General features: G+C 70.6%; 16 protein-coding genes. 4 read left to right on the plus strand and 12 right to left on the minus strand.

Features of this window, described 5'->3' with window-relative positions:
- Positions 1 to 23: 23 nt before the first annotated feature.
- The 9 genes from LR269_RS02515 to LR269_RS02555 form a co-directional block, all read right to left on the minus strand.
- Positions 24 to 1100 (minus strand): LacI family DNA-binding transcriptional regulator, encoded by a 1077-nt coding sequence (locus LR269_RS02515; protein WP_231429134.1) that lies wholly within the window; start codon positions 1098 to 1100, stop codon positions 24 to 26.
- A gap of 71 nt (positions 1101 to 1171) precedes the next feature.
- Positions 1172 to 1603 (minus strand): SRPBCC domain-containing protein, encoded by a 432-nt coding sequence (locus tag LR269_RS02520; protein WP_231429135.1) that lies wholly within the window; start codon positions 1601 to 1603, stop codon positions 1172 to 1174.
- Between the two features lie 116 nt (positions 1604 to 1719).
- Positions 1720 to 2904, minus strand: coding sequence for a glycine C-acetyltransferase (locus tag LR269_RS02525; RefSeq protein WP_231429136.1), 1185 nt, complete (start codon positions 2902 to 2904; stop codon positions 1720 to 1722).
- Between the two features lies 1 nt (position 2905).
- Positions 2906 to 3949, minus strand: a complete 1044-nt coding sequence (tdh, locus tag LR269_RS02530; RefSeq protein WP_231429137.1) for an L-threonine 3-dehydrogenase — start codon at positions 3947 to 3949, stop codon at positions 2906 to 2908.
- A gap of 128 nt (positions 3950 to 4077) precedes the next feature.
- Entirely contained in the window at positions 4078 to 5268 is a 1191-nt protein-coding gene (locus LR269_RS02535; RefSeq protein WP_231429138.1) for a Gfo/Idh/MocA family protein, read from the minus strand.
- Positions 5269 to 5317: 49 nt separating this feature from the next.
- Positions 5318 to 6349, minus strand: coding sequence for a LacI family DNA-binding transcriptional regulator (locus LR269_RS02540; RefSeq protein ID WP_231429139.1), 1032 nt, complete (start codon positions 6347 to 6349; stop codon positions 5318 to 5320).
- Between the two features lie 70 nt (positions 6350 to 6419).
- Positions 6420 to 7322 carry a carbohydrate ABC transporter permease gene (locus LR269_RS02545; protein ID WP_231429140.1) on the minus strand — a complete coding sequence of 301 codons (903 nt, stop codon included), beginning with the start codon at positions 7320 to 7322 and terminating at the stop codon, positions 6420 to 6422.
- Complete coding sequence (locus LR269_RS02550; RefSeq protein ID WP_231429141.1) at positions 7315 to 8289, minus strand: carbohydrate ABC transporter permease; 975 nt, start codon at positions 8287 to 8289, stop codon at positions 7315 to 7317. Before LR269_RS02550 ends, LR269_RS02545 begins: the two co-directional genes overlap by 8 nt.
- A 4-nt stretch (positions 8290 to 8293) precedes the next feature.
- Positions 8294 to 9568 carry a sugar ABC transporter substrate-binding protein gene (locus LR269_RS02555; protein ID WP_231429142.1) on the minus strand — a complete coding sequence of 425 codons (1275 nt, stop codon included), beginning with the start codon at positions 9566 to 9568 and terminating at the stop codon, positions 8294 to 8296.
- A gap of 265 nt (positions 9569 to 9833) precedes the next feature.
- On the opposite strand from LR269_RS02555, the gene LR269_RS02560 reads away from it, so the two are divergent.
- The 4 genes from LR269_RS02560 to LR269_RS02575 all read left to right on the plus strand — a co-directional run bounded on the left by LR269_RS02560 (position 9834) and on the right by LR269_RS02575 (position 15740).
- On the plus strand, positions 9834 to 11090 hold the full coding sequence (locus LR269_RS02560) for an MFS transporter (RefSeq protein WP_231429143.1): 1257 nt from the start codon (positions 9834 to 9836) through the stop codon (positions 11088 to 11090).
- 44 nt (positions 11091 to 11134) lie between these two features.
- Positions 11135 to 11830 (plus strand): endonuclease NucS, encoded by a 696-nt coding sequence (gene nucS, locus LR269_RS02565; RefSeq protein ID WP_231429144.1) that lies wholly within the window; start codon positions 11135 to 11137, stop codon positions 11828 to 11830.
- Between the two features lie 128 nt (positions 11831 to 11958).
- A complete protein-coding gene (locus tag LR269_RS02570) occupies positions 11959 to 12633 on the plus strand; it encodes an HAD hydrolase-like protein (protein ID WP_231429145.1) in 675 nt (224 codons plus the stop codon).
- Between the two features lie 320 nt (positions 12634 to 12953).
- Positions 12954 to 15740 (plus strand): immune inhibitor A domain-containing protein, encoded by a 2787-nt coding sequence (locus LR269_RS02575; protein WP_231429146.1) that lies wholly within the window; start codon positions 12954 to 12956, stop codon positions 15738 to 15740.
- A 147-nt stretch (positions 15741 to 15887) separates the two neighbouring features.
- Here the strand turns inward: LR269_RS02575 and LR269_RS02580 are convergent, their stop codons facing one another.
- The 3 genes from LR269_RS02580 to LR269_RS02590 all read right to left on the minus strand — a co-directional run bounded on the left by LR269_RS02580 (position 15888) and on the right by LR269_RS02590 (position 17893).
- Positions 15888 to 16535 carry a TetR/AcrR family transcriptional regulator gene (locus LR269_RS02580; RefSeq protein WP_231429147.1) on the minus strand — a complete coding sequence of 216 codons (648 nt, stop codon included), beginning with the start codon at positions 16533 to 16535 and terminating at the stop codon, positions 15888 to 15890.
- Between the two features lie 55 nt (positions 16536 to 16590).
- Positions 16591 to 17106, minus strand: coding sequence for a GNAT family N-acetyltransferase (locus LR269_RS02585; RefSeq protein ID WP_231429148.1), 516 nt, complete (start codon positions 17104 to 17106; stop codon positions 16591 to 16593).
- 70 nt (positions 17107 to 17176) lie between these two features.
- Positions 17177 to 17893: a tyrosine-protein phosphatase gene (locus LR269_RS02590; RefSeq protein WP_231429149.1), complete on the minus strand. Its 717-nt coding sequence runs from the start codon at positions 17891 to 17893 to the stop codon at positions 17177 to 17179.
- Positions 17894 to 17958: the final 65 nt, after the last annotated feature.

A 17958-nucleotide genomic window follows, 5' to 3' on the forward strand; every position in this document is an offset into this window, starting at 1 on the left:
TACGACCGGCCCTCGCTCTGCCCTCAGCGGGCGGGCGGCGGGGCGGTCGTGTCGCCGACGTGCAGGGTGCTCGTGAAGCAGACCGACTCGGGCGACTCGCCCGCGAGCAGGCTCACGACCGCCTCGCCGGCGGCCCGCCCCTTCGCGACCGACGGCTGCGAGAGCGTCGTCAGGTCGTGCTGCAGCCCGTCGACGCGGATGCCGTCGAACCCGATGACGCTGAGCTCGGCCGGCACGGCGATGCCGAGCTCCTCGGCGGCGCGGATCACGCCGGCCGCGAGCAGGTCGCTCTGCGCGATGATCGCAGTCGGACGCGTCGCGGGGTCGGCGAGCAGCGCGCGGGCGGCCTCGAGGCCCTCTTCGATCGAGCTCGCCCCGGCGACCTGGCCGGTGATGTCGGGGAAGATCTCGCGGGCCCCCGCGAGCCGGTCGCGTGCGGTCGCCGCGGTGCCCGACTGCTCGAGCTCGGGGGTGAGCGGCCCGCGCGTTCGCGCCGCGTCGAAGGGCAGCGTCACGAGTGCGACGCGCGTGTGCCCGAGCTTGCGCAGGTAGTCGGCGCCCCGCCGGGTGGCCTGGTGGTTGTCGATCGAGATCTCGGGCAGGCCCTCGCCGGTGTCGCCCTCGATGGCGACGGCGGGGATGCCTCGGCGCCGGAGCGCCTCGATCGACACCGCCAGTCGCGGGCTGCACCCGATGAGCACGACCGCATCGACGGGGGCGCTCTCGATGTTGACGGCGTTCTCGCCGGGTTCGCCGGTGTCGGTGAGCAGCAGCAGGCCGGCGCCGAGCGGGGCGATGCCCTCGGTGATGCCGTCGAGCATCTGGATCTTCACCGGGTCGAGGAACGCCGCTCGCACCCGCTCCTCGAGCACGACGCCGACGATGCCCGACCGCCCCTGCCGCAGCGAGCGGGCGCGCGGGTCGGGCCCGCCGTAGCCGAGCGCGGCGGCCGCGTCGAGCACGCGCTGCTTCGTCGCGTCCGAGACGGGGCCGGACCCGCTGAATGCGAGCGAGGCCGTCGACGCGGAGACGCCGGCCTTCGCGGCGACGTCGGCGAGCGTCGGCCGGGAGGCGGCCGGGGCTGCGGGTTCGGGCTGCATGCGCCCGATTCTAGGCCGAATCGATTCGAAGACGTCCGGGCCCGCCGCCGCACCGCGTCGCGACGGCGGCGTCAGGCCTGCTCCGAGAGTTCCTTCACCTTCGCGACGAGCGTGTCCCACATCGCCTTCGAGTGCTGCGCGGCCTCGGCCGTCGGATTGTTGTCCTGGGTGAGCGTCAGCTCGGTCGCCCCGCCGGCATCTCGCAGGGCCCAGGTCAGGGTGTGGTGGTGCTCGGGCGCATCGGCCTCGCCGCTCAGCGGGCTGAAGTGGGTGTGCACGAGGCGCTCGGGCGGTGCGAACTCGAGCACGACGCCGTGGTCCTCGTAGGGCTTCCCCTCCCAGACTCCGCGCCAGCGGATCGGGCCGCCCACCGACCAATCGGTCACGAGCTCGGTGCCGAACATGAACTCACGCGCCGCGGCCGGGTCGGTCACCACCGCCCAGACGCGCTCGCGCGGCGCGTCGATCGTGATGCTCGAGACCGCATCGAAGTGCCCAGCCATCATCGTCTCCCCTCGCTTCGTCGCCGAACGGCGATCTCCGCTCATGGTTCGGGATTCAGGCTACGCCGGGCCGATCGCGCCGGTCTTGCAGATACGCGACACCGGCGGCGCCGGCCTCAGCCCGCCGCGACGGCGTCGCGCGCCTCGGCGAACGCGGCCACGCAGCGGCGGATCTCGTCGTCGGAGTGCGCCGCCGAGAGCTGCACGCGGATGCGCGCCGCGCCCTTCGGCACGACCGGGTACGAGAAGGCCGTGACGAACACGCCGCGCTCCTGCAGCGCGTCGGCGATGCGCGCGGTGAGCGCGGCGTCGCCGAACATGACGGGCACGATCGGGTGCTCGCCCGGCAGCAGCTCGAACCCCGCGGCATCCATGAGCTCGCGGAAGAGGGCCGCGTTCGCGTTCAGCCGCGTGCGCAGCTCGCCCGAGGAGGCGAGCAGCGACAGCGCCTCGAGCGTGCCGGCGACGATCGCGGGCGCGAGCGTGTTCGAGAACAGGTACGGGCGGGCGCGCTGGCGCAGCAGGTCGACGATCTCCTGGCGGGCCGCGACGTAGCCGCCCGACGCGCCGCCGAGCGCCTTGCCGAAGGTGCCGGTCGTGATGTCGACCCGGCCCTCGACGCCGCAGTACTCGGGCGTGCCGCGACCGCCTGCGCCGACGAAGCCGACGGCGTGCGAGTCGTCGACGAAGACGAGCGCGCCGTACCGGTCGGCGAGGTCGCAGATCTCCCGCAGCGGTGCGATGTAGCCGTCCATCGAGAAGACGCCGTCGGTCACGATCACCGTGCGGCGGGCACCGGATGCCTCGACCAGGCGGGCCTCGAGGTCGGCGAGGTCGCGGTTCTTGTACCGGAACCGCTGCGCCTTCGAGAGCCGGATGCCGTCGATGATCGACGCGTGGTTGAGCTCGTCGGAGATGATCGCGTCGTCGGGACCGAACAGGGTCTCGAAGACCCCGCCGTTCGCGTCGAAGCACGACGAGAAGAGGATCGTGTCGTCGTAGCCGAGGAACTCGGACACCCGCCGCTCGAGCTCGAGGTGCTGCTCCTGCGTGCCGCAGATGAACCGCACGCTCGCCATGCCGTAGCCCCACTCGTCGAGGCCGCGGTGCGCGGCGGCGACGATGCGGGGGTCGTCGGCGAGGCCGAGGTAGTTGTTGGCGCAGAAGTTGAGCACCTCGCGGCCGGCGACCTCGATCTCGGAGGACTGCGGGCCCCGGATGCCGCGTTCGCGCTTGGTGAGGCCCGCGGCCTCGATCTCGTCGAGTTCCGCGCGCAGCTGCGCCTTCACGTCTCCGTACATCTCAGACCTCCGTCCAGTCGAGGATGACCTTGCCGACGCCGCCAGAGGCGGCCACGTCGAACGCCTGCCGCCAGTCGCGTGCGGCGAAGCGGTCGCTGATGATCGACGCCACGCGCGAGCGCAGCTCGCTCGAGGTCTGCAGCATCGCCGACATCGAGTTCCAGGTCTCGAACATCTCACGGCCGTAGATGCCCTTGAGGGTCAGCATGTGGGTCACGACCTTGCCCCAGTCGATCGCATAGGGCTCGGAGGGCAGGCCGAGCATCGCGATGCGGCCGCCGTGGTTCATGTTCTCGATCATCTCGGGCAGCGCCTTCGGCGACCCGCTCATCTCGAAGCCGACGTCGAAGCCCTCGCGCATGCCGAGCCGCGACTGCACCTCGCGCACGCGCTCCTTCGAGACGTCCACGACCGCGTCGGCGCCCATCTCCATCGCCAGCGAGAGCCGCGACGGCGAGACATCCGAGGCGACGATGAACCGCGCGCCGACGTGGCGGGCGACCGCGATCGACATGAGGCCGATCGGGCCGCAACCCGTGACGAGCACGTCTTCGCCGACGACCGAGAAGGCGAGGGCGGTGTGCACGGCATTGCCGAACGGGTCGAAGATCGCGCCGACCTCGGGGTCGACGGGCGAGTGGTGCACCCACACGTTCTCGCCCGGGATCACCACGTACTCGGCGAACGCGCCGTCGCGGTGGAGGCCCACGCCCTGCGTGCGGATGCACATCTGACGGCGGCCGGCACGGCAGTTGCGGCACATCCCGCAGACGACGTGCCCCTCGCCCGACACGCGGTCGCCGACGGCGACGTCGTGCACGAGCTCGCCGACCTCGACGACCTCGCCGTAGAACTCGTGACCGGGGATCAGCGGAGTGCGGATCTCGGACGCGGCCCAGTCGTCCCACTTCTCGATGTGCAGGTCGGTGCCGCAGATTCCGGTGCGCAGCACCCGGATCTTCACGTCGGCGGGACCGGGCTCGGGCTCGGGCCGCTCGACGAACTCGAAACCGGCGCCCGGGGCGGCTTTGTAGAGGGCCTTCATCGCTTCGAAAACTCCGTTGTTCGGCGCACGAACCGCTGGGTGCGGCGGCTCATGCGAGTGGTCCGGTGGGTGCGCCGGATGACTCAGCCATCGTACCGGCGCGAGGTCGGGGTCGGCGGCGGGACGCCTCAGGCCGGCGTCGCGGCCGGCTCGACCTGCCCGGCCTCGAAGTACGCGACGAGTGCGGGGTCGAGCGGCGGCACCTCGAGCGTGCCGCCGTCGCTGCGCAGCGACTCCGTCGCCCGGATGCCGACGGCGACCGCCTCGCGGGCTGCGACCGGCGAGGTCTCGGTGAGGCCGCCGTCGCGCACGAAGCGGAGGAACTCGGCGACGAGCAGCGCGTCGGCGCCGTCGTGCCCCACGTCCTCGGGCGACTCGGGCACGATGAAGGTCTCGTCGGCAGGCGCCGCGCCCTGGTGGCGGCGGTTCCAGAGGCCGACCTCGGAGCCCGAGACGTCGCCGAAGTTCTCGATGCGGCCCTCGGTGCCGATGACGGTGTAGTTGCGCCAGTAGTCGGGCGTGAAGTGGCACTGCTGGTAGCTCGCGAGCACGCCGTTGCCGAGCCGCATGTTGACCATCGAGATGTCCTCGACGTCGATCACCGGGTTCAGCCCGGTCTGCGCGGTCGGCGGCCAGTTGTCGAGGCTGAACCAGTCGCGCATCCGCTCGCCCGCGCGGTCGCGCCGGTCGTCGATGTCGCCGTAGACGCTGAGCGAGCCCATGGCCTGCACCTCGGTCGTGTAGGCGCCCGCGAGCCAGTGGATGACGTCGAGGTCGTGCGCGCCCTTCTGCAGCAGCAGGCCCGTGGTCTTCTCGCGCTCGGCGTGCCAGTCCTTGAAGTAGAAGTCGCCGCCGTTGCCGACGAAGTGGCGGCACCAGATCGCCTTGACCTCGCCGATGCGGCCCTCGAGGATCAGCCGGCGCATGAGGAGCACGACCGACATGTGGCGCATGTTGTGGCCGACGTAGAGCCGGGTGCCGGTGCGGCGGGCGGTCTCGAGGATCGCGTCGGCGTCCTCGACGGTCACGGCGAGCGGCTTCTCGCAGAAGACGGGCACCCCCGCCTCGAGCGCCGCGATCGCGACCGACGCGTGCTGGTGGTCGGGGGTCAGCACCATCACCGCGTCGACGCCGCTCGCGAGCAGCTCGTCGAGCGAGTCGGTGACGGTCGCCTCGGGCAGCGCCGCACGCGCCTCCGCGCGCGAGCGCTCGGACAGGTCGCAGACGCCCGTCACGCGGGAGCCCCGTCCGGGCCGGTGCGCCTCGTGCACGAGGGTCGCGCGCGCGCCGAAGCCGACGATGCCGATGTTCAGATCCACGGGGTGGTGCTCCTTCGAGTCTTCCTGCGCGAGTTCGCGTCGCAGGGGGTCACAGCGTGCGCACCGCGCGCGGCGGTGCGTCCAGATCGGTCGAGCCGCCCGGGACGAGCGACCAGGGGAATTCGTGCAGGCGGGGCTCGGTCGCGCCCGAGTCGAGGGCTCGCGCGACGATGATCTCGGCCTGCCTGCGATAGAAGTCCGTCGGGCCGACGGTGGTGAGGGTCGGGGCGATCGACTGCGCGTCGGGGGTGTTGCCGACGCCGATCACGGCGACGTCGTGCGGCACCCTGAGGCCCAGCATGTGCGCCGCGTTGATCGCCGCGATCGCGGCGAAGTCGGTCGTCGCGTAGATCGCCGTGGGGCGGTCGTCGCGCGAGAGCAGGGCGACCGCCGCGGCGAACGCGCTCGCCTGCGTGTTCGCGTAGGTCGCGGTGTGCTCGGGCACCACGGGCAGCCCGCGCTCGCGCATGCGAGCGAGGTACGGGGTGTACCGCGAGTGCTCGGGTGCACGCACGGCGTCCTCGGCCACGAGGCATCCGATCGCGGTGTGCCGTTCGAGCAGGTGGTCCATCGCGAGGTAGCAGCCGGGGATCGCGTCGGAGCGGATCACGTCGTAGCCGTCGGGCTCGAGCGTCTCGCTGAAGACGACGAGCCGCTGGCCGCGTTCGGCGAGCGCCTGCAGGTGGCGCCTGACCTCGTCGCTGCCGACCGCGGCGTCGAGGTAGGCGACGTCGCTCTCGACCCGTTCGAGCGCGGCGTACCAGTCGCCGTCGGCCAGGATCAGCGTCGTGAGGCCGTGCCGGTTCGCCTCGTCGTTGACCGCGGCCGCGACGGCGAGCGACCACGGGTCGCTCAGCATGTGCAGCGAGAGCTGCACGGTGTCGCTGCGGCCGGTGCGAATCGTGCGGGCGGCGCGGTTGGGCCGGTAGTTCAGCTGCTCGGCGGCCTCGAGCACGCGCTTGGCCGTCGCCTCGGCGACGCCCGAGCCGCCGCCGGAGCGGCCCGAGAACACGTACGACACCGTCGCCGTCGAGACGCCGGCGAGCTCGGCGACCATCCGCAGCGTGGGGCGGCGGCGCACGTTCGTGCCCCCTGCCGGGCCGGAGCTTCCGTGCGCCGTCGAGCCTCCCGCATTCGCCCGCACCATCACGTCACCCCTTCGTTCCCGAGAACGCGATGCCCTGGATGAACTGCTTCTGCAGGATCATGAAGGTGACCAGCATGGGCAGCGTCGCCAGCAGTGCGCCCGCCATCAGCACAGGGTAGTCAGTGCCGTGCAGGCCGACGAGCTGCGACAGGCCCACCGAGAGCGGCATCTTCTCGGGGTCGGTCGTGACCACGAGGGGCCACAGCAGGTCGTTCCACGACCACAGCACCGTGAACACCGTGAGGGCGACGATGCCGGGCTTGGCGAGCGGCACCATCACGCGCCAGAACGTCTGCCAGGGGTTCGCACCGTCGATGCGGGCCGCCTCCTCGAGCTCGGCCGGCATCGACATGAAGAACTGCCGCATGAGGAAGGTGCCGAAGGCGCTGAAGATGCCGGGCACGATGAGCGCCTGCAGGGTGTTGAGCCAGCCCAGGTTCTGGATGATCTCGTACTGCGGCAGCAGGTAGAGCTGCGAGGGCACCATGAGCACCGAGAGGAACAGCACGAAGACGACGTTGCGGCCCCTGAAGGGGATGCGCGCGAAGGCGTAGCCCGCCATCGTGCACAGCACCACCTGGCCGAGGGTGCGGCCGACGGTGAGCAGCACCGAGTTGAGGAACATCTGGCCGAACGGCATCGACTCGAAGACCTCGGCGAAGTTCGTCCACACCCACGGATCGGGGAACACCACGGGCGGCACCTGCACCGAGTCCTGGAACGTCTTGAACGCGGTCAGCGTCTGCCACACGAACGGGAAGACCATGAGCACCGCGCCGCCGGCGAGCAGCAGGTGCACGACCCAGTGGCCGCGGTTGCGGCCGCCGCGGGTGCGGGCGGGGCGAGGGGCGGATGCCTCGGGCGGGGCGCCCGTCATGGCACGGGTGTCGACGGCGAGGTCACTCATAGTGCACCCACTTCTTCTGCAGACGGAACTGCACGACCGTCAGGATGAGGATGATGATGAGCAGCAGGAACGCGATCGCGGCCGCGTACCCCTGCTGGTTGTCGAGGAAGCCCGCCTCGTAGAAGAGGTAGACGATCGTGCGGGTGCTCGGCATCGCGGGGTTCGACCGGCCGAGCATCATGTAGATGAGGTCGAAGACCTGCAGCGCGCCGATCACGCTGATGACGCTCACGAAGAAGATGCTGGGGCTCAGCAGCGGGATCGTGATCGAGAAGAACTTGCGCATCGGACCGGCGCCGTCGAGGTCTGCGGCCTCCATCACCGTGTCGGGGATGCTCTGCAGGCCCGCGAGGAAGATGACGATGTTGGTGCCGAGGCCGGCCCAGATGCCGACGACCGCGATGGCGACGAGGGCGGTGTTCGGGTCGGTGAGCCAGCTCTTGCCCTCGATGCCGAACACCGCGAGCGCCGCGTTGAGCACGCCGTAGTCGCCGTTGTAGATCATGCGCCAGACGAGCGCGATCGCCGCGGGCATCGTCACGACGGGGATGAAGTAGAGGGTGCGGTACACGCCGCGCCCGCGGAGCCCGGTGGTGTTGAGCAGCGCGGCGATGGCGATGGCGATCGGGATGCCGACGAGCGCGATCACGGTGTAGACCGCGGTGTTGCGGAGCGCCCCGATGAGCTCCGGGTCCTGGAAGAGGCGGACGTAGTTGTCGAGGCCGACGAACTGGGAGCCGCCGAACGGGCCCGACTCCGTGAACGACATCAGGAAGGTGCGCACGGTCGGCCACAGGTAGAACGCGAGGAGGCCTGCGGCGGTCGGACCGATGAAGAGCAGCGCCCACCACGGCGACTGCCCGGGACCCCGGCCGCGTCGCCGCCCCCGGCCGGGAGCGGCCTCGGGCCGCTCCCGGTCGAGTTCGGAGATCGGCGCGCTCGTGCGCTGCGCGATCAGGTCGGACATGGGATTACTCCGACTCCGCGTCCAGCGCGGCCTGCATCTGCTCGGCGAGCTGCTGGAGGCCCTCCTCCGGCGAGACCGTGCCGGCCCAGACCTGCGCGAGGACCTCGCTCTCGATCGACGTCCACGCCGAGGTGTTCTTCGAGACGGGGTAGGCGACGGCCGTGTCGAGCGCGTCGATGTAGACCTGCAGGTCGTACTGCGGGAGCGCGTCGACCCACGCCTGCTGGGTGCCGTTGAAGGCCGGGATGACCGTGCCGGTCTCCGCCTGGATCTCGGCGGCCTGCTCCGAGCTCGCGAAGGCGGCGAACTGCTTCGCGACGTCGACGTGCTCGCTCTTGGCGTTGGCGACGTTGCCGATGCCGTGGATGACGCTCTGGTTGCCGGTGGCGCCCTCGGCGAGCGGCGCGACGTCGACCTTGTCGGCGATGTCGGCGTTGTCGGCGTACGCGACCGCGGCCCATGAGCCGTTCTGGAACATGGCGACCTTGCCCGAGAGGAAGAAGTCCTCGGGGTTCGTGTCGGTCATCTGCTGGGCCGTCGGTGAGGAGCCGGCCTCGATGAGGTCGGTCCAGAGCTCGATGCCGGCGAGGGCCTCGGGCGACCCGTAGCCCGACTCGGTACCGTCGGCGTCGATGACCTCGCCGCCCGCCTGGGCGATCGAGTTGTAGAAGTTCTCCTGGCCGTACTGGCTCGCGGCGATGCCGTACTGGCCCTTCGCCGGGTCGGTCAGCTTCGCGGCGGCGGCCTTCAGGTCGTCCCAGGTCCAGCCGGCCTCGGGGTAGGCGACGCCCGCCGCGTCGAAGAGCTCCTTGTTGTACCAGAGCGCGACGGTGTCGAAGTCCTTGGGCGCACCGTAGAGCGCGCCGTCGTAGGTGTACAGGTCGATGAGGCCCTGCGGGTAGTCGGCGGCGTCGATCCCCTGGTCGTCGAGGGGCGCGAGCACGCCGTTCGACGCGTAGAGCTGGAAGTTCGGACCGTTCATCCAGAACACGTCGGGCGCCGATCCGCCCGACACCGAGGTCTGGAGCTTCGTGAAGTACTCCTTGTACGGCGTGAGCTGGATGTCGACCGTCACGTTCGGGTGCTCCTCGGTGAACGCCGCGGCGATCTCCTCCATCGCGGGCTGCTGGTTCTCGTCCCAGATCCCGTACGTGATGGTGACGTCCTCGCCGTCGCCTCCGTTCGAACCCGAGCCGCTGCAGGCGCTCATCGCGAGCGCCGCGGTCGCGGCCACGGCCAGCGCGGCGGCACCGCGGCGGGTGATTGCACGTCGAAGCATCCGATCCTCCTTTGGATCTGTCTCTCTGGTGAAGGGTGCGGGTGCGGAGCCCGCGAGTGTTAATCGTTTAGCTAAACGATTAACACGTGACTGTAGGGGAGGCCGGAGGCCGACGCAAGCGCGAGCCGCCGATTGCGGACGATCGGCTCGGCCGCGGCTTGCGGGCGATCCCGCGGGCGGCTAGGGTTCTCGACGAGTCGAATCGATTCGACTCGTCCGATCGCCCACCGGAACCCCACCGCCGACCTGAGAAGCAGCACCGACCATGACCGAGACCTCCGGCAACGCCGCGCCGACGACGCGCCCCGCTCACGAGCTCGTCGCCTGGCGCAACGCGATCTTCGCGATCTTCTTCCTCTCGGGGCTCAGCATGGCGAGCTGGGTCGCGCGCATCCCCGCGATCCGCGACGACACCGGGCTCAGCACCCAGGGCGTCGGGCTCGTCATCCTCGGCGGCTCGATCGGCTCGATCCTCGGTCTCGTCGCGGCCCCCTGGCTGCTCGCGCGCCTGGGCGCCCGCCTCGGCATGATCGCCGCACTCGTGACCGTCTCGGTCGGGCTCGTGTTCGTCGGCGTCGGCGGCTCCCTGCTGCCCGCCGTGCCCCTCGTCGTCATCGGGCTCGTGCTCTTCGGCCTCGGCAACGGCGCGGTCGACGTGATGATGAACGTCGAGGGCGCCGAGGCCGAGCGCGAGATCGGCCGCACGGTGATGCCGCTCATGCACGCGTTCTTCTCGTTCGGCACGGTCGCGGGTGCCGCGGTCGCCGCCGCCGCGTCGGCGATCGACGTGCCGGTGTCGATGCACCTCGGCGTGATGGCACTGCTCATCGCCGCCAGCATCCTCGTGGCCGTGCGCTACGTGCCGCTGCGCGCCGAGGTCGGCGACGACACGCACGCCGGCGGACCCCGGCCGCCGTGGACCGAGCGGCTCAAGGCGAACCTCGCCGTGTGGGGCGACGTGCGGCTGCTGCTCATCGGCGTCATCATGCTCGGCATGTCGTTCGCCGAGGGCTCGGCCAACGACTGGCTCGCCCTCGCCGTCGTCGACGGCCACGGCTTCGACGCCACCACCGGCGCGCTCATGTTCGGCGTTTTCACGGTCTCGATCACGGCCGGCCGGGTCGTCGGCGGTCCGATCCTCGACCGGTTCGGGCGCGTGCCCGTGCTGCGCACGCTCGCGATCATCGGCATCGCCGGGCTCTCGCTCTTCATCTTCGGCACCGAGACGTGGATGCTCGTCGTGGGCACCGTGCTGTGGGGCCTCGGCTCGTCGCTCGGGTTCCCGGTCGGCATGTCGGCCGCGGCCGACCACCCGACCGACTCGGCGGCGCGCGTGAGCGCCGTCGCGATCATCGGCTACTGCGCCTTCCTTGCCGGGCCACCGCTGCTCGGCTTCATCGGGCAGCACTTCGGCATCCTCAACGCGCTCCTCGTGATCCTCGTGCTGCTCGTGCTCTCGGCGCTGGCGGCGCCGGCCGCCCGCGAGCAGACGCGGCCCGCGGCATCCGGCTCGCAGGCCTGACCGTGACCTGCGCGCCCGCGCGCCCCCGCCGGTAAACTCGTCGGGTGCGTCTCGTCATCGCCCGCTGCTCCGTCGATTACGCGGGGCGGCTGCAAGCCCACCTCCCGCTGGCCACCCGGCTGCTGATGGTGAAGGGCGACGGCAGCCTGCTGGTGCATTCCGACGGCGGCAGCTACAAGCCCCTCAACTGGATGAGCCCGCCGTGCACACTCGAGACGGCCGAGCCCGACGACGAGCAGCGCGAGGCCGGCATCGCCGAACTCTGGACGGTCACGCACAAGAAGACCGCCGACCGCCTCATCGTCTCGATCCACGAGGTGCTGCACGACACCTCGCACGAGCTCGGCATCGACCCCGGCCTCCAGAAGGACGGCGTCGAGGCGCACCTGCAGAAGCTGCTCGCCGAGCAGATCGAACTGCTCGGCGAGGGACACCGGCTGGTGCGCCGCGAGTACATGACGGCGATCGGCCCGGTCGACATCCTGGCGACGGATGCCTCGGGCGCGAGCGTCGCGGTCGAGCTGAAGCGACGCGGCGACATCGACGGCGTCGAGCAGCTCACCCGCTATCTCGAGCTCATGAACCGCGACCCGCTGCTCGCGCCGGTGTCTGGCGTGTTCGCCGCGCAGGAGATCAAGCCGCAGGCGCGCACGCTCGCCGAGGACCGCGGCATCCGCTGCCTCGTGCTCGACTACGACGCCATGCGCGGCGTCGACGACGGGCATGCTCGGCTGTTCTGACGACGGACTGCGTCGGCCGCGTCTGGACTGGGACGCTTGACCCAGTTTCCTGAGCGCGGGCTGCCGGTTCTCTGTGATCCCGCGGCGATGCGAGCAATGCTCGCATTCGATGACCCTAGGATGTCACGGTGACCTCCCCCGCACCCATGCTCACCCGCACCTGGTCGGCGGTGCTCTTCGACCTCGACGGCACCATCATCGACTCGGCCGCCGACATCACCGCCTCGCTCGCGCACACGTTCTCCACGCTCGGGCTGCCCGTTCCCGACGACGCGACGCTGCGCTCGTACGTGGGCCCGCCGCTGACGGAGGTGTTCGGCGCCGGCCACGGCCTCGAGGACGCGCTGGCCGAGGAGGCCGTCGCGACGTATCGCGCGCACTACGCCGACCACGTGCTGTCGTCGCCGGTGTTCCCCGGCGTGCGGGGCCTCCTCGAGCGGCTGCACGCCGCGGGCGTGCCCGTTGCGCTGGCCACGTCGAAGCCCGAGCACACCGCACGCGCGGTGCTCGACAACGCCGGGCTCAGCGAGTACTTCACCGTGATCACCGGGGCCACCACCGACGGCACCCGCGCCACGAAGACGGCCGTCGTCGCCGAGGCGCTCCGCCGCCTGCAGGCGGAGGGCGTCGACACGTCGCAGTCGGTGATGGTGGGCGACCGCAGCCACGACACGATCGGCGCGCTCGCGAACGGCGTTCCGACCATCCTCGTCGAGTGGGGGTACGGCTCGCCCGCCGAGGCCGACGACGCCATGGCGATCGTGCATTCGACCGACCAGCTGCGCGGCCTGCTCGTCGGGTAGCGAGGCGACGTTCGAGCCCCTTCGCACTCCCACCGGGATCGTGCCGCCGACCGACCGGAAGGTCGGAGTCTATTCGACTCCCTCGCCTCGCGGAAGCGTTCTCGGACATCGTGACCCGATCGCCGCCGTCTGCATGACGGATGGGCCGAGTTCTCCACAGTTTGAATCTCAGGTCTTCCATAGGCCCGCCCGTTAAGGGCAGGATTCCGATTACGTCCGTCCACCGACGGGCGCCATGCGTGTTGCCGGCGGTCACCCCCGCCGCGGCACTCGAAGGGAGAAGCATGTCTGGAAACTCCACTCGCGCGCGCAGGCGCGTGGTGGCGACGACTTCCGTGCTTGCGCTCGCGGCCGCCGGTCTGGCGACCTTCGGCGCAGTGCCCGCGAACGCGACGCCATCGCACATCTCCGCGCCGGTGATCGGCGACGACGAGTACTACATGAACTACGTCGCGCCTCGCGCCGAAGCCGAACTGACGGGCGACGATGAAGCGGTCGTCGACGTCAACGGCAAGAAGTCCGGCGCCCCGAGCGCCGAGACGGCGCTCGAGCTCGCCAAGTCCGTCGACCAGAAGTACGCGCAGGGCAACCCCAAGGCCGCGCATCAGCTGGCGAAGACCGAGGCCAAGGCGCAGAAGACGGGCAAGAGCCCGAAGGCGCTCAAGAAGGCCAAGGGCACGCAAGAGGCGAAGCTCCTCACGATCCTCGTCGAGTTCGACGGAACCGAGGACTTCAGCAACCTGCAGGTGCCGACGTCGTTCGGAGCGACCGACTGCAAGCCCGGTGCCGTCCAGTCCGGCCCGCTGCACAACAACATCCCCGACCCCGCCACGTACGAGCTCGAGGACAACAACTCGATGTGGGTGCCCGACTTCTCGAGCGAGCACTTCAACAAGATGCTCTTCACCGATGAAGGCATCACCGAGCGCGTCCGCACCGACCTGACGGGTCCCGACGGCCAGCCCGGCTTCGACATCTCGGGCTTCACCATGAAGAACATGTACGAGGAGATGTCGCGCGGCGCCTACACGGTGCACGGCGAGGCGACCCCGTGGATCAAGGTGCCGCACTCGGAGGCGTACTACGGCGCCACGGTCTGCCACCTCAACGACGAGGGCGTCTACGAGGCCGGCCCCATGCAGGACATGCAGGGTCACCCCGACAACCCGCTCGGCCCGGGCCAGCTGCCGATCGACGCGGTCGCAGCGCTCGCGGCGGCACAGCCCGACTTCCCGTGGGCCGACTACGACATCGAAGACCAGGGGGACCGTGACGGCGACGGCAACGTGCTCGAGCCCGACGGCGTGATCGACCACGTCGTGCTCGTGCACGCCGGTGAAGACAAGTCGGGCGGCGGCGGCGCCGAGGGCACCTACGCCCTCTGGGCCCACTCCTCCGCCGTCGCAGGCGGCGCCGACATCCCCGGCACCGACCTCAAGCTGTCGAACTACATCGTGCAGCCCGAGGACTCGGGCGTCGGCGTGTTCGCGCACGAGTACGGCCACGACCTCGGCCTGCCCGACCTCTACGACACCTCGAACGTCGCGTCGAGCGACGTCGACTTCTGGGACCTCATGAGCTCGGGTTCGCACTCGGGCCCGATCTTCCAGTCGATGCCCACCCACATGGGCCTCTGGGACAAGTGGGTGCTCGGCTGGGCCGACCCCGAGGTCGTGTCGCCCGGTGACGACGAGACCACCATCAAGGTGGGCCAGTCCTCGCGCCCCGCGAAGGGCACCGAAGACGGCATCAAGATCGACCTTCCCGACAAGGTGATCACGCTCGCCGAACCGCACAGCGGTGAGAACATGTGGTACTCGGGCGCCGACCAGGACTGGGCCGACCTGCGCCTGGGCCGCACCGTCGAGGTTCCCGCCACCGCTCCGAAGTTCTGGATGTGGAACAACTTCGTCATCGAAGAGGACTGGGACTTCGGCTACGTCGAGGTCTCGACCGACGGCGGCACGACGTGGGCCGAGCAGAAGGTCTACGACGCGGCCGGCAACCTGGTCTCGACCGACGACGGCTACTCCGACCCCAACGGGCGCATGAAGGACTTCGGCGCGGCAGAGGGCGCACCGAAGGTCTACGGCCTCACCGGCTCGAGCGACGGCTGGCGTCACGACTACGTCGACCTCACCGCCTACGCGGGTCAGACCGTGCAGGTTCGCCTGCGCCTCGCGACCGACGCGGCCTACCAGGACCGCGGCTGGTTCAGCGACGACTTCTCGGTCACGAGCGGCGACACGGCCGTCTGGAGCGACGACGTCGAGGGTGCCGACGACAACGGCTGGACGAAGGAGGTCGCCTCCTTCACGACGACCACCGGCCCCGGCTGGCGCAAGGACACCGGCACGTCGGTCAAGGCGCAGTACTACCTGGTCGAGTGGCGCAACTTCGACGGCTTCGACGAAGGCCTGAAGTACGGCTACAACAGCATCTACCAGGACGGCGCATGGAAGGTCGCGAAGCTCGCCTACAACGCCCCGGGTGCCCTCGTCTGGTACCGCGACACGACGTACGGCAACTCGAACATGCCGGCGGCGAACGAAGCGGCCCTGCCGAGCTACGGCGCCAAGGGCGGCCTGCTCATCGTCGACAGCCACTTCAACCCGCTGCAGCGCACGGGTGAGGCCGCCGACGTCGACCCGTCGACGCTCAACGTGATGGCCTCGCGTGCGCAGTCGTCCAACGCGGCCTTCGGCCTCGAGAAGACGCACCCGTTCACCGAGTGCATCGCCGACGCCGACTTCAACGAGTACTGCACCGACATCCCCGCGCTCGACCCGGTGAGCACCTTCACCGACGACCACGGCTGGGTGCCGGGCTTCGCCCTCCGCGAGTCGGACGGCGCGCTGTTCTACCGCGACCGCGACGCGTCGACCGTCGTGCCGTCGGTGGGCAACGCGCAGTACAGCACCCCGCTGTACGACCTCGAGGGCAACCGCCTGCCCGACTACGACGGCCTCGACGTGGGCCTCGGCCCGTTCGGCTCGGGCAACCCGGCCGACGACGGCGTGGGCTACGGCACCGTCGTCCAGGTCAAGAAGGCCTTCAAGGGCAACACCGCGGCGCTCATCCGCGTCGTGCCCCCGACGGTCGACTGACCACCGCACCTTCGCAACACCGACGAGGCGTCGGCCCCTCCGGGGGTCGGCGCCTCGCCGCATGCGTCAGGCGGACGGGAGCGAGCCGACCATCGTGCGGGCGGGCCGAGCCGAGTCAGGACGTGGCGCGCGACGCGACGCTGCTCGCTACTCGACCACCGACGCGGTGACGCCGGCGATGAGCCGCTCGATCGCGGCGGAGAACTCGGCGTCGCCTTCGCCGTCGAGGTCGAGATGCGCCGTCTGTTCCACGAGCGGGTGGCGCGAGTCCGACCACAGCGTTTCAGATCCGGATGCCTCGCCCGGAGCCGCGCGACGGGCCGCCTCGAGCGCCGCCTGCCCGAGCGTGAACGCGCGCACGGCGTGGCCCGCGCGTGCGGCGTCGGGGGCGTCGAGTCCCGACTCGACGAACGCCTCGATGAGCGTCTCGGCCAAGGCGAGGGCGTTCGGTCCGTCGAGCGGCCCGCTCGTCACGAGCACGATCGAGCCGGCATGCTCCGCGAGGCGCGCCCGGAGGGCGAGCGCGATCGCCACGACCCGCTCGCGCCACGCCGGCGCCGAGGCATCTCCGATCGACTGCGGATGCTTCGCGACGCCCGAGAGCAGCTGTTCGACCATCGCCTGCAGCAGCGCGTTCTTCGAGGCGAAGTACGTGTACATCGCGGTCGGCGTGAGGCCGAGCGCCGCGGCGACGCCGCGCACCGAGACGGCGGCGACGCCCTTCTCCTCGAGGATCTCGAACGCGGCGTCGACGATGTCGGACTGGCTGACGCTGCGCCTGGGGCCGGGTCTCATGTGCGGTGGTGCTCCTCGGGGTCGACCCTCAACGCTACCGGGCGCGCGGCAGCCTTCAGCGCACCAGTCGCACCGTGGAGATGTCCCAGGGCTCGAACGGCAGCTCGACCCCGTCGGGTTCGAACCCGTTGCGCCGGTAGAACGCGCGGGCCCTCGTCTCACCCGCCATCGCCCAGAGGAACCCCGGCCGGGAACCGATCGCGGCGTCGAGCAGCGCCTGGCCGAGGCCCGAGCCCTGGTACGCATCGAGCAGGTACAGCCCCTTCAGTTCGAGGTCGCGTGGCGCGTCGGGCTCCTCCGTGCGATCGGCCGGTCTCGCGTCGGCGAAGCCGACGATGCGTTCGCCGTCGACGGCGACGACGACGGTGCGCTCGCCGCGCACCGATTCGTCGACGATGCGCTCCCACGCCTCGCTGCGCCGGTCGAGCGTCCACGCCTCGATGCGTTCCCGTGCGACGGCGCCCGACGCGATGTAGGTCGACTGGTGGCTCTCCCAGTGCATGCGCGCGATGAACGGCGCATCGCCCGACCGGGCGTCTCTGATGACCGGGGATGCCGCGGAGCTCGCCATCACTCGAGCGTATCGATCGCGGCGCGACGCGACGAGGTGCTGCACGACGGCGTGCGATGCCACCGCCCGATCAGGCGAGGAGCCGCGCCCGCACGCGGTCGATGCCGTCTGCCTCGAATCCGTTCGCGACGAGGTAGCCGGCGACGTCGAGGCCGTCGAGGAACTCATCGAGTTCGCGCACCCGACGCTCGTTGAGCACCTCGAACTCGGCCGGCGACACCGTGCGGCCGCCGGCGCTCGCGTCGCCCGCGAGCCGTTCGTGCGCATCGATCGCGTGCACCGCGCCGAGGTAGTCGGCGACGATCTCGGTGCGGTCGACCTCGCACAACTGCAGCAGCATCGACGTGATCATGCCGGTCCGGTCGCGACCGTGGGCGCAGTGGAGGAGCAGCGCGCCCGGCCGGGAGTCGCGCGGACCGCCTGAGCCGGCGAGCGCGTCGAACACCGCGACGATGAGCTCGGGCCAGCGCTCGAGCACCTCGGCGTAGTAGCCGGGCGAGTCGAGCGTCTCCCATCTCGCCATGAACTCGGTGTTCGACTGGTCCTCCACCGGACGGTGGTGACGCGTGAACGGCTCCTCGATCGCCCTGCCGACCTCGTCGTCGTTGCGCAGGTCGATGATCGTGCGCACGCCGTTGTCGTACAGCTCGGAACGCCCGGCCTCGCCGAGGCCGTCGAGCATCGCCGACCGGTAGATCCGCCCGTGCCGAGTGGTACCGAGTGCACCGTCGAGCCCGCCGAGGTCCCACGTGTTCGGCAGCCCGGCCCAGGTCATTCGACGCGTCATGCGCTCGACGCTATCGGACCGGGTCGCACCGAGCGCATGGGGAGTGCTCCCCTGCGTTGCCCTCC

This window comes from Agromyces sp. S2-1-8 (genome assembly GCF_021129215.1).
GTDB lineage: Bacteria > Actinomycetota > Actinomycetes > Actinomycetales > Microbacteriaceae > Agromyces > Agromyces chromiiresistens.